Source organism: Endozoicomonas sp. ALC013 (assembly GCF_049310205.1).
Classification (GTDB): Bacteria; Pseudomonadota; Gammaproteobacteria; order Pseudomonadales; family Endozoicomonadaceae; genus Endozoicomonas.
Map to the genome: position 1 here is coordinate 23522 of NZ_JBLYNS010000037.1, position 12863 is coordinate 36384.

The window sequence follows — 12863 nt, forward strand, 5'->3', positions numbered from 1 at the left end:
TTAAAGGCGGAAACTCCGGACTCTGATAGATCGTGCCAAGCACCCTTCGACTCCGCTCAGTGTGAACGGAGACTGTACACGTCAAACTCATTGAAACCATGAACTAGTTATAAACCTTATCCGGCAACCAGGTTGCCAGTTCTGGCCATATTGCTAACGCACACAATACCATCAGTTGAATGATGATGAAGGGAATCACCCCTTTGTAGATATCGGCTGTCGCCAATTCTGGCGGTGCAACCCCCCGTAAATAGAAAAGGGCAAAACCAAAAGGTGGCGTCAGGAATGAGGTTTGCAGATTGACTGCAATCATAATCCCCAACCAAACCGGATCCAGCCCCATCGCCAGCAGCACAGGGGCAACCATGGGCACGACGACAAAGGTAATCTCGATAAAATCGAGAATAAAGCCCAGCAGAAACATCACCAGCATGACAATCAGTACGGCGGTAAACACCCCGCCGGGCATGGCTTCAAAATAGCTGTGAATCAACTCTTCACCATTGAAGCCACGAAATACCAGGGAAAAAATGGAAGCTCCAATCAGAATCATGAACACCATGCAGGTGACCTGTGTCGTTGAGCGAACCACTTCTCTCAGCGTTTTGATACTGAGTTGTCGGCGCAGAATCGCCAGCAGGATCGCACCAACCGCACCGACACTGGCCGCTTCGGTTGGTGTTGCGGCACCCGCCAGGATCGAGCCCAGCACCGCGACAATTAACACCAGCGGTGGCAACAGGCAGGATAACAGGGAGCGGTTGCTGCCCATGGACGCCAGATCGTCGTCGGTCATTGCCGGTGCAGCATCCGGTTTAACGCGGGCAACCACCACCAGATAGACGACATAACAGAAAACCAGCAGCAAGCCGGGAATGATGGCACCAACAAACAGATCGCCAACCGACACCGTATCCGGTGAGAAGACACCCATCTTTATCTGTGACTGCTGGTAGGCACTGGATAACACATCGCCCAGCAGCACCAGGGCAATGGAGGGGGGAATGATCTGCCCAAGGCTCCCCGTGGCACAGATCGTACCGGTTGCCAGTGCCGGGGAATAGCCCCGACGCAGCATGGTGGGCAGGGATAACAAACCCATAGTGACCACCGTGGCACCGACAATGCCGGTACTGGCGGCCAGCAGCATGCCAACCACAATCACCGAGAGACCAAGGCCGCCCCGGGTTTTGCCAAACAGCCTTGCCATGCTTTCCAGCAGGCTTTCTGCCACTTTGGATTTTTCCAGCATCACGCCCATAAAGACAAACAGTGGCACAGCAATCAGGGTCTGGTTGGTGATAACACCAAACAGTCGGCTGGGCAGGGCGTTCATCAGCGAGAAATCAAATACGCCAAACAGTGATCCGGCTCCGGCAAACAGCAAGGCGGTACCTGCCAGGGAAAACGCCACGGGATAACCAGCCAGCAGCACCAGGCAGACGGTGGCAAACATCAGAAAAGGAATGGCGTCCATCATGATCTGCCCTCCTGGCGGCTTGCACCGGTAAGGATCATCAGAGAACGCATCAGTTCGGCAACGCCCTGAAGCAGAAGGGTAACCACCATCACCAGGAGCAGGCTTTTCAGCAGATAGATAAAAGGCAGCCCTCCGGGATCCTGGGACTGTTCCAGAATGTGCCAGGAACGTGCGATGTAATCCCAGCTCATCGCACCAATAAACAGACAGACCGGTAGCAACAGGAACACGGTGCCCAGACTGTTGACCAGTGCCTGCTTCCGTGGGCTCATGGTTCGATAGAAGACATCCACCCGGACATGGCCATTGTGCTTGAGTGTGTAGGCGCTGGCACCCAGGAAGACCATGGCGTGCAGATACATGGCCGATTCCTGCATGGCGATGGAGCCGATATTGAGCAAGTAGCGCAAAACCACCACGGTACAGACGACGAATACCAGCAGTAATGTCAGCCAGCTGATCAATCTTCCGGTGTGTTCTGTGAATTGGTCGATGGCGGCCACCACCGACCTGGCAAGTTTCCAGGTGGGATTCATACTGTCTTTCCCCCGACAGCCAACGCATTCAATGCTTGGCTGCTTGTTATTATCATTATTTTTCAGTGTTCCATTACCAGACCCTGAAAGGGGCATTTTTGATGCTTGATTAAAAAAGTGCAGTAAACAGAACACGTTAAGCGAGGCCATTATAGGCTTTCCCATGAGGGTTGAGCAATTTCACTATCTCACGACCGCTCATGAGCTTTGTGAAGGTTGATGTTTTCCATGCCGCGAAAGGTGTCCGGTGATGATTACCGGTATTGTGTTGGCAGAGGGGGGAGGGGGCGTCCTTTGGGGGCAGTCTATACTTGGTTGTTTATTGGATGACAGGTCAAGAAATTATGTCGGAATTTGGATTTTTGGGAGAACGTATAGAGTTTTATCTTGGGGCTGAATGGGACGAGGAACCAGTCACAGAAGAAGAAATGAAAACCGAGTTTGAATATATTAATGAACTTGAAGACTGGATAGAAGAAGCAATCAAATATGGCCGCACAAATGGATATGGCTATGATTTTACAGAAACGGAATACATGGTAAGAAAGGATAGATATGAGAAACTTTTCCCTGTAACAAAGAAGGCATGGAGAGACAGAGTTATAAAAGGTAAGGAGGAAGGTGTGGATATACTTGATTTTCCCAAATGGCATGAAAACATGATTAAAAAAGTCCGTCAGCGACAACACAGAGATACAAGAACAAACACAATGATCGCTATAAAAAAAAGGCTCGAAGGCCGGTGATAGGGCGTGGTTTCTGGGCGATGGCTATGTTGCTTATGCGAAATGAGTTTGCATAAGCAGAGTGTTATGTTCACCCGCGCAGGCCGCATTGTGCAACTGGTTCTTTGATACTGTTCTTTAATCTTGTTTGTATCAACTGGTTGATATTGAAATTCGCTCAATTTCGGTGGGGCTATCGACGGGTTGATAGGCTGGCACTCACTGCCCGATTGGGTGATGCTTTACGCAGATTTGCGTATAAGATAAAAAATTTATAAAAAAATCAATATTTTTTGTCTTTTATTGAGGCTCAACTATATTTGCTGCGCATAAGAAAAAACCCGGTCACAGGAGTTGGTCCTCCTACCGGGTTTTCCTCTCAAAATATGAGCTGTTGCTCGCGGAGCAGTATAGCATGGTTTCCTTTGCTTACGGGATTGGTTTGTTAAAAATGATTCGGGTCAAACTTAAAAATAAAGGGATGGAGGCGCTGACACCGACGCAAAGATACTTGCTGGTCGTACTGGTAACGTTTGCCAATACTGAAGGCGAATGCTGGCCAAGCCAGAAACTGTTGGCAGATATGGTCGGCACCAGTCAACCCACCATCAGCGCCGGATTAAAAAAGCTGGAAGAAGAAGGCTTTATAGAAAGTTGTTACCGTACTAACCAGAAAGGGGGCAACATCTCCAAGCTGTATCGAATGTTGTTCGAGCCGTTCGTGTTCAAGCAGATAAAAGAGGATCATTACAACTGCTTCGGCCAGCGAATCGACGATCCGAGAATAACCGATACGTCATGGGCAGAAAACCTGGAGTAAAGCAAACATAACAACAGCACCCAGCGGACGGCGCTAGACGCGCCGCCCCTTACGCAAGAGGTTATGAGCTTTTTCCGAGCCACCTTGATGGAACCGGGCGCAGTGGCCCGAAATATCGCTATGGACTGAATTCAACGTGCATAGTGTCGTCCAGAGACATGCCAGCAGCGACAAGACGCCAGATTTCCACGGTGTACTTGCCACTTAAGGTCACCACCTGCCTGCTATCAGCACTGAAGTCGGCGCACTGAACCGGGTCGGCATGCTTCAGAACAGTCTTCTTCTCCCAGTCGCCTTCGGGATTCCGGCCCAGGATGATTGCAGTGCCATCCGCGCTTGCGGTCACTAAAAGGCTGGCATTGGCGTTGAAGCGTGCGGAGTTGATCGGGCCGTTATGGGTGACAGTGGCTCTTGGTCGCCAATTGCCATGCTCATCGCGACCGTAGATTTCTGCCTCATATTCGGTATTCAAGTTCTCTTCGTAGCAACAGAAAGAGACAATATGACAGCTATCAGCACTGAAACTGGCCTCAATTTTTGGCAATTCCGAGTCATGGACATGTTTAGGGCTAATGGTGGCTTTTTTTATCCAGCTCGCGGCTCCGTCATAACCGTATATGCAGCAGCAGGCACCATAATCCGGCATGGTGACTACCACATGGCTGCTGTCGGGACTGAAAAAAGCTTTTTTCATTTTTTGCTGCAAGAGAATAGATTTCTTTATCCAGTTGCCGTGTTCGTCATAGCTGAGGATGTCCAGGCTACGAAGATCTTCGGTAGCCATCACATGGCAGCTATCGGGGCTGAATTGGGGGGATAGGTCAGGATGATTGTCTTCAAAAATGGGAATATGGTCAGTTTTCCCAGTCCAGTTGTCGATGCCGTCATGACTGAAGATGGTTAGGGTTTTGCTCCTGGTTCCGGGTTTTTGGTTGACGGTAAAGACATGGCGACCATCGGGGCTGGCTGTAGCATGCATGATACTGTAGTCATTGTTATTGAGTCTGATGCTCTCCATCGTGTTGCCATCTTTTTTGTTCAGGCGAAGGATTTTTGCCATCTCCCTGGACCCAAACATCAGTAACGGGTTGCCATTGTGGTTAAACCTGACGCGTTTGGCACTGGGGTCGCCAATGGTTTCTGATGTCCAGCCACCCTCCTCATTCCGACTGAGGATTTTTGCGCTCGGGCCGGGGGTCCAGGGGGACAATGGTCGGGCCAGTACCTGGCTGCCATCGGAGTTGAAGCAGGCCTTCCAGCACATGTCATCGGCCATGTCCGCTGTTAACGTCCAGTGACCCGCGCCGTCCCAGCTGTGGATTTTGATACTGCCATCATCACAGGTAATGACTGCCTGATGACCATCGTAACTCAGGTCAGCTGATATGATCCTGTCTTCATAGACTGTAGTGAGTTGCTCTGTGCAGCTGTGATCGGGGTTGTAGGCAAAGATTTTCGCAGTATGGCCGTCATCCCAGGTCAATACATGACGGCCACGGGCGATGAAGCTGGTCATGAGGGTGGTTGAAGCCGGTTCTTCGGGGTTGCGCCAGGAGTGATAGCTGAAGCCAGCTTGTTCATGCCATTGGCCGTTACCTGTGCAGCCAAGGATTGTTGCGGTATTGCTGCTTCTGAAGATCACTAAATGGTTGCCATGGGTGCTGAAGCTGACGTCATTGACTTCCGGTTTTTCAAAAATGCGCTTTTCCAGCACCGGTTCGAATTGTTGACAGCCAGCCATGAGTTGACCCACCTTGTAAAACAGGGCATGGGGGAAGTATTTCTTTTTTTGTGCTTCACCGGTTTTAAGACCATCGTCTTTTATTTGCTCCGGAAGGAATTGGCTGAGGAGTTCATCAGCTACTGCTGTATTCGTGGTAAATTGTTCCAGCCAGTTCAGCAGGTCATGATCACTGATGCCCCGGGCGATCTCTTTGAACTGGTTTTGCTGGTGTTCTGCCAATGTTGCAAACCACCTTATGGCCAGCACATGTTCCCTGGTGATTACCTGATGAAAAAACTTACACGTTTTTGCGATGGCGATTATATCCCGGGAAGGCAAGCAGCGCAGCAGCGTGCACATGGGAATCTGTGGCAATTTCAGCAATGCACTCTGGTCTTCGTCGGGAACAATCGAGATACCGCTGCTGCTCCACACACAGCGGGACGCCTCAGGTGTTACTCCGGCACATTCCGGACTGCTGCCATAACGGCCGTTGTTGTTCTCGGTAATGGAAAGTGCCATGGTGAGTTGCCCTCGTCTGGTGATTGCCGGTCCGTTACCTTGGATGGAAAAGTTGGTCAAAAGTTCAAAAATTCAAGGTATTTGGAATGATCGTTTAGACAAGATCTGTCTGCTATCGTCACTGAAGAAGGCGGGATGGAGTTTCGGCTGGATTGTCCAGAACCATGCCAGCAGCAAAAAGGCACCAGATTTTCACATTGTTCGAGCCAGTTACGATCGCCACCTGTCTGCTATCGACACTGAAGAAGGCAGAATTGATCGGGTAGCCATGTCTCAGAATGACCTTATTCACCCAGCTGCCGTTGGCACAGCGGCCAGAGACTACTGCAGTACCATCCTGGCTTGCGGTTACCAGATGGGTGCTATCGGCGTTGAAACGTGCGGAATAGATCGGGCCGGCATGTCTTATAAGAGCTTTTGGCAGCCACTTGCCGTGCCCATCGTAACTGTAGATTTTTACCTTGAATTTGCCAGGAATGTTGTCGTTCCAAAGGCAAACCGGGTGCCAACAGAAAGTGGCAATATGTCTGCTATCAGGGCTGAAGCTGGCGTTATTGTCTGGCCCTTGAAAGTCATGGGGAATGGTGCCGCTTTCTGTCCAGCCTCTGGCTTCATCATAACTGTATATTCTGGTAGTGAGATAATCAGTGCTAATGATCGCCGCATGTCTGCTATCGGGACTGAAGAAGCCTCTTTTTCTCTCTTCCAGACAGGAAATAGAGGTTGGTATCCAGTTGCCGCGTTTGTCACAACTGAGGATTTCAAGGTTAGATGTATTTTTGCTAACCATCACATGACGGCTATCGGGGCTGAATTTGGGCCAATACCGGGCACCATTGTGGATAATAATCGGGATATTGCCGGTTTTCTCTGTCCAGTCGCTGTTGCTGTCACGACTGAGGATTTTCATGGTTATGCTGTCAGTTTCACCGTCTTTCCGGTTGAAGGTAATGACATGGCGACCATCGGGGCTGGCGATAACCCGTATGACCGAGCCTCCGTTGTCAGTGAGGGGTGCACTCTCCAGCCAGCCGCCATCTTTGTTCAGGCTGAGGATTTTTGCGATCTTTGCGTTGATCCCCTCATAATCACTGTACATCAGCACATGGCTGCCATCGGGACTGAAGGTGACTGATTCGGCATAGAAGTCACTGGTGGCCTCTAATGTCCAGCCACCCTCCTCGTTCCGCCTGTGGATTTTTGTGCACGAGTTTGAGTGGGTCAGTACCCGGCTGCCATCCGGGCTGAAGCGAGCCTTCAAGGGCCGCCTGAAATCGGTAATATCCGCTGCCAGCGTCCAGTGACCAGTGTCGTTCCAGCTGTGAATTCTGGCGCTGCCATCATCACAGATAATGACGGCATGATGACCATCGTAACTTAAATCAGCTGAGCAGATCCTGCCTCCATGGCAAATGTTGAGTTGCTCAGTACAGCTCTTGTCGGCGTTATATGCGAAGATTTTTGCGGTATGTTTTCTACAGGCGAGCACATGACGGCTGTTGCTCTCAAAGTTGTAGAGAGGACGATGTGTTTTGCGCTCGTAATCGAAGCTAAATCTGGCTTGTTTATGCCATGAGCTGTTCGCTGTGTAGCCAAAAATTAGCCCGGTACGGAAGTTTTTCAAGATCACTAACTGGTCGCCATGGGTGTTCAAGCTGAGGGTATTACCATCAACACCAAGAATTTTCGTTGCCAGAACCGGTTCGAATTGTCGACAGTCAGCCATCAGTTTGCTCACCGTGTAAAACAGGACCTGGGGGAAGTATTTCCTTCTTTGTGCTTTACATGTTTTAAGACCATCGTTTGTTGTCTGCTCTTCAGGGCATTGGCTGTAAAGTTTACCGACTACCGCTGTATCGGTGGTAAATTGCCTCAGCCAGTGCTGCAGGTCACGATCACTGATGGCACGGGCAATCTCCTTGAACTGGTTCTGCTGGTGTGTTGCCAATTTTGCAAACCACGATCTGGCCAGCAGATGTTCATCGGTGATTACCTGGTTTAAATACGTACACGTTTTTGCGGTGGCGAGTATCTCCCGGAAAGATAAATAGCCCAACAACCTGAGCAAGGGAGGCTCAGGCAAATGCAGTAATGAACATTGGTCCTGGCAGGGCACAACCGACATACCGTTGCTGTTCCACACATAACGGGATATCTCAGGTGTTACTCCGGCGCAGTCCGGGTTATCGCCATAATTGCCGCTGGTGTTCACGGTAACGGGAGGTTCCATTGTGAATTGTGATCTTCAGGTGGTTGCAAGTCAGGCATCTTGGATAGCATTGTCGGGCAAAAGTTCACAGCAATCGGAATGATCGTCTAGAGCTCAAGCTGGAAGCTTTGTCTGCAAAAACGACACAGGAAGCGCAGTATGTCTGAAGGTACTTTCCCGTTTTTCACAACTCCATCTATGGTACCAGCGAAGCCCTGATAGGGTTTCCCATGAGGGTTGGGCAATTTCACTATCTCTCACAACCGCTCATGATCTTTCTTGATGGAACCGGGCGCAGATTCCGGCCCGAAATATCGCTATGGACTGAATTCGGTTTGCATAGTTTCGTTCAAAGACCTGCCCGCATTGACAAGACGCCAGATATTCACAATGTGTTTGCCACTTACGGTGACCACATGCCTGCTATCAACACTGAAGATGGCAGATCGGACCGCAAAGCTATGCTTCAGAATGGACTTATTCACCCAGCTGCCGTCGGCATACCGGCCCAGGATTACTGCAGTACCATCCGCGCTTGCGGTTACTATATGGCTACCATCGGCGTTGAAGCGTGCTGAACGGATCGGGCCAGTATGGGTGATAATGGCTCTTTCTCGCCAATTACCGTTCCCAGTACGACCATAGATTTTTGCGTGATATTTGGCACTGCCATGGGCTCGGCAACAACAGCCACAACAGAAAGTGACAATATGACGCCCATCAGCACTGAAGCTGGCGTCAATTTGTGGCCTGTTGTGGTCATGGAGAATGATGTTTTTTTCAATCCAGCCTCTGGCTGCGTTAAAGCCGTATATGCTGGCGGAGCGATGACCTGGGACGATTACCACCGCATGGCTGCTGTCGGGACTGAAGAAGGCTCTTTTAATTTTTCCCCTCAAGGGAATAGAGTTCTGCATCCAGTTGCCGTGTTTGTCACAGCTGAGGATTTCAAGGTTAGAAAGATCTTTGGCTGCCATCACATGGCAGCCATCGGGGCTGAACTTGGGGGGCAGGTCAGGGTCAAGGGGGTTAATAATGGGGATATTGCCGGTTTTCTCTGTCCAGTTGCGGTTGCTGTCACGACTGAAGATTTTTAGGGTTATGCTGTCAGTTTTAGCGTTTTGGTGGTTAACGGTAATGACATGGCAACCATCGGGGCTGATTGTAGCCCGTATGATCCAGTTTTTGTTGTTACCGAGGGTAGAGCTATCGAGCCTGCAGCCATTTTTGTTCAGGCTGAGGATTTTTGCCATCCCCCTGACACCGAACATCAGAACCTGGTTACCATCTGGGCTGAAGGTGACAGATTTGGCATCGAAGTTACTAGTGGCCTCCAATGTCCAGCCACCTTCCCCGTTCCGCCTGTGGATTTTTGTGCATGAGTCTGAGTGGGTCAGTACCCGACTGCCATCGGGACTGAAGCAAGCCTTCAAGCCCCGCCCGCCATCAGCGATGTCCGCAGCTAACGTCCAGCGACCAGCGACGTTCCAGCTGTGGATTTTGGCACTGCCATCATAACAGGCAATAACTACCTGATGACCATCGTCACTTAAGTCAGCTGATATGATCCTGTCTTTATGGACAATGGAGAGTTGTTCTGTGCAGCTGTTATCGGCGTTATAGCCGAAGATTTTTGCGACATGGTATCCATCCCAGGCCAAGACATGATGGCCGCTGGTCATGAAGCTGGTCTCGACGGTGGGGGAAGGAGGGTTGACCCAGGAATGATAGCTGAAACCCGCTTGTTCATTCCATTGGCAGTACGCTGTGAAGCCAAATATTGTCCAGGTATGATTGTTTCTGAAGATCACTAAATGGTCGCCATGGGTGCTAAAGCTGACGGTATTGACATCAGGGTTATTAAGAATGCTCTTTGTCAGAATCGGTTTGAATTGTCGACAGTTAGCCATCAGTTGACCCACCGTGTAAAACAGGACCTGGGGGAAGTATTTCCTTTTTTGTGCTTCACAGGTTTTAAGATCGTCGTCTGTTGTTTGCTTTCCAGGGCATTGGCTACAAAGCTTATCGGCTATCGTTGTATCCATGGTAAATTGTCCCAGCCAGTACTGCAGGTCAGGATCACTGATGTCCCGGGCAATCTCTTTGAACTGGTTTTGCTGGTGTGCTGCCAATGTTGCAAACCACCTTCTGGCCAGCAGATTTGCATTGGTGATTACCTGGTTTAAATACGTACACGTTTTTGCGGTGGCGAGTATCTCCCGGAAAGATAAGTAGCCCAGCAGCTTGAGTATGGGAAGCTGTGGCAAGTTCAGTAATGAACATTGGTCTTTGGGCACAACCGACATACCGTTGCTGCTCCCCGCACTCCCCACACAATGGGGGGCCTCAGGTGTTACTCCCACGCAGTCCTGGCTGCTGCCATAACTGCCGCTGGTGTTCACGGTAACGGGAGGTTTCATTGTTAATTGTCATTGTCAGGTGACTGCCAATCAGATGTCTTGGATGGGGTTGCCGGGTAAAAGTTCAAGGCATTCGAATAAACCTGATTAATCTTCCCGTGGGTTCTGTGAATGGGTCGATAGAACGACCTGACATGTTTCTCAATTCTGACTGTTTGCTTCCGGCTTTTGGTTGCCAGCATGCAGAACAACACCCTGGCCAGTTGCAGCCTGTGGAGTTCCGGGCGGATTGTCCAGAACCATGCCAGCAGCGACAAGACGCCAGATTTTTACGTTTTGCGAGGCACTTACGGTCACCACCTGTCTGCTATCGACACTGAAGAAGGCAGAATTGACCCGGTAGTTATGTTCCAGAATGACCTTAGTCACCCAGCTGCCGTCGGCACAGCGACCAAGGATTACTGCAGTACCATCCTCGCTTGCGGTTACCAGATGGGTACCATCGGCGTTGAAGCGTGCGGTATAGATCGGGCCGTTATGGCTGATAACGGCCTTTGGCAGCCACTTGCCGTTCCCATCGTGACCGTAGATTTTTGCCTGAAATTCGTTACTGGCGTTGCCTGGGGGCCAACAGTAAGCTGCGTGCCAACAGAAAGTGACAATATGGCTGCTATCAGCACTGAAGCTGGCGTCAATGTATGGCCCCTCACGGTTATGGGGAATGATGCCGCTTTTTATCCAGCCTCTGGCGGCGTTATAACTGTATATACTGGCGATGCTATAACCAGCGCCGATGATCGCCGCATGGTTGCTATTGGGACTGAAGACGGCTCTTTTGCCTTTTCTAAATAAGGGAATAGGGCTCTGCATCCAGTTGCCGCGTTTGTCACAGCTGAGGATTTCAAGGTTAGAATCACTCTTGCTAATCATTACATGACAGCCATCGGGGCTGAATTTGGGCCATAGTCGGGTATCATTGGGGAGAATAATTGGGATATTGTCAGTTGTCTCTGTCCAGTCGCTGTTGCTGTCACGACTGAGGATTTTCATGGTTATGCTGTTAGTTTCACGGTCTTTCTGGTTGATGGTAATGACATGGCGACCATCGGGGCTGGCGATAACCCGTATGACCGAGCCTTCCTTGTGAGTGAGGGGTGCACTCTCCAGCCAGCCGCCATCTTTGTTCAGGCTGAGGATTTTTGCGATCTTTGCGTTGATCCCCCGATAACAACTGTACATCAACACATGGCTGCCATCGGGACTGAAGGTGACTGATCGGGCATAGAAGTCACTGGTGACCTCTAATGTCCAGCCACCCTCCTCGTTCCGTCTGTGGATTTTTGTGCACGAGTTTGAGTGGGTCAGTACCCGGCTGCCATCCGGGCTGAAGCGAGCCTTCAAGTGCCGCCTGAAATCGGTAATATCCGCTGCCAGCGTCCAGTGACCAGTGTCGTTCCAGCTGTGGATTCTGGCGCTGCCATCATCACAGATAATGACTGCATGATGACCATCGTAACTTAAATCAGCTGAGCTGATCCTGCCTCCATGGAAAATGTCGAGCTGCTCCGTACAGCTCTTGTCGGCGTTATATGCGAAGATTTTTGCGGTACGTCCTCTACAGGCCAGCACATGATGGCCGTGGGTCTCAAAGTTGGCGAGAGGAAGACCTGTGCAGAGCTCGTCATCGAAGCTAAAACTGGCTTGTTTATGCCATGGGCGGTTCGCTGTGTAGCCAAAGATTGTCCCTCTATGATGGTTTCCCAAGATCATTAAATGGTCGCCATGGGTGTTCAGGCTGATAGTAGCGTCAGGAGCATCATTAATTTTCTTTGCCAGAACCGGTTTGAATTGTCGACAGTCAGCCATCAGTTTACTCACCGTGTAAAACAGTACCTGGGGGAAGTATTTCCTTTTTTGTGTTTCACCGGTTTTACGACCTTCGTCTGTTGTTTGTTCTGCAAGGTATTGGCCGCAAAGTTTACCGACTACCGTTGTATCCGTGGTAAATTGCCCCAGCCAGTGCTGCAGGTCACGATCACTGATGTCACGGGCAATCTCTTTGAACTGGTTCTGTTGGTGCGTTGCCAATTTTGCAAACCACGATCTGGCCAGCAGATGTTCATCGGTGATTATCTGGTTTAAATAAGTACACGTTTTTGCGGTGGCGAGTATCTCCCGGAAAGATAAATAGCCCAACAGCCTGAGCATGGGAGGCTCAGGCAAATACAGTAATGAACATTGGTCTTGGCAGGGCACAACCGACATACCGTTGCTGTTCCACACATAACGGGATACCTCAGGTGTTACTCCGGCGCAGTCCGGGTCATCGCCATAATTGCCGCTGGTGTTTACAGTAACGGGAGGTTCCATTGTGAATTGTGATCTTCAGATGGTTGCCATTCAGATATCTTGGATGGGGTTGCCGGGCAAAAGTTCACAGCAATCGGAATGTTCGTCTGGGAGGCTGACCGAAAACCGCTTTGGCAGT

The 12863-nt window shown here is 50.3% G+C and carries 8 protein-coding genes; 2 read left to right on the top strand and 6 right to left on the bottom strand.

What is annotated here, in order from left to right; translation table 11 throughout:
* Window positions 1-103 precede the first annotated feature (103 nt).
* Complete coding sequence (locus tag ACO6V1_RS09300) at window positions 104-1480, bottom strand: TRAP transporter large permease (protein WP_422466638.1); 1377 nt, start codon at window positions 1478-1480, stop codon at window positions 104-106.
* Window positions 1477-2016, bottom strand: a complete 540-nt coding sequence (locus tag ACO6V1_RS09305) for a TRAP transporter small permease subunit (protein WP_422462267.1) — start codon at window positions 2014-2016, stop codon at window positions 1477-1479. The genes ACO6V1_RS09300 and ACO6V1_RS09305 overlap by 4 nt, the downstream gene beginning before the upstream one ends.
* Before the next feature lie 344 nt (window positions 2017-2360).
* Here ACO6V1_RS09305 and ACO6V1_RS09310 point away from each other — a divergent pair, with 344 nt between their 5' ends.
* Together ACO6V1_RS09310 and ACO6V1_RS09315 are read left to right on the top strand one after the other, a co-directional pair.
* On the top strand, window positions 2361-2762 hold the full coding sequence (locus tag ACO6V1_RS09310; RefSeq protein WP_422447733.1) for a hypothetical protein: 402 nt from the start codon (window positions 2361-2363) through the stop codon (window positions 2760-2762).
* A gap of 394 nt (window positions 2763-3156) precedes the next feature.
* Window positions 3157-3561, top strand: a complete 405-nt coding sequence (locus tag ACO6V1_RS09315) for a helix-turn-helix domain-containing protein (RefSeq protein ID WP_422447731.1) — start codon at window positions 3157-3159, stop codon at window positions 3559-3561.
* A gap of 118 nt (window positions 3562-3679) precedes the next feature.
* Here the strand turns inward: ACO6V1_RS09315 and ACO6V1_RS09320 are convergent, their stop codons facing one another.
* The 4 genes from ACO6V1_RS09320 to ACO6V1_RS09335 all read right to left on the bottom strand — a co-directional run bounded on the left by ACO6V1_RS09320 (window position 3680) and on the right by ACO6V1_RS09335 (window position 12745).
* Complete coding sequence (locus ACO6V1_RS09320) at window positions 3680-5806, bottom strand: hypothetical protein (RefSeq protein ID WP_422466640.1); 2127 nt, start codon at window positions 5804-5806, stop codon at window positions 3680-3682.
* A gap of 118 nt (window positions 5807-5924) precedes the next feature.
* Window positions 5925-8036, bottom strand: coding sequence for a WD40 repeat domain-containing protein (locus tag ACO6V1_RS09325; protein ID WP_422447728.1), 2112 nt, complete (start codon window positions 8034-8036; stop codon window positions 5925-5927).
* Window positions 8037-8332: 296 nt separating this feature from the next.
* On the bottom strand, window positions 8333-10435 hold the full coding sequence (locus ACO6V1_RS09330) for an F-box protein (RefSeq protein WP_422466642.1): 2103 nt from the start codon (window positions 10433-10435) through the stop codon (window positions 8333-8335).
* Between the two features lie 141 nt (window positions 10436-10576).
* On the bottom strand, window positions 10577-12745 hold the full coding sequence (locus tag ACO6V1_RS09335; protein WP_422447725.1) for an F-box/WD repeat-containing protein: 2169 nt from the start codon (window positions 12743-12745) through the stop codon (window positions 10577-10579).
* Between the last annotated feature and the right edge of the window lie 118 nt (window positions 12746-12863).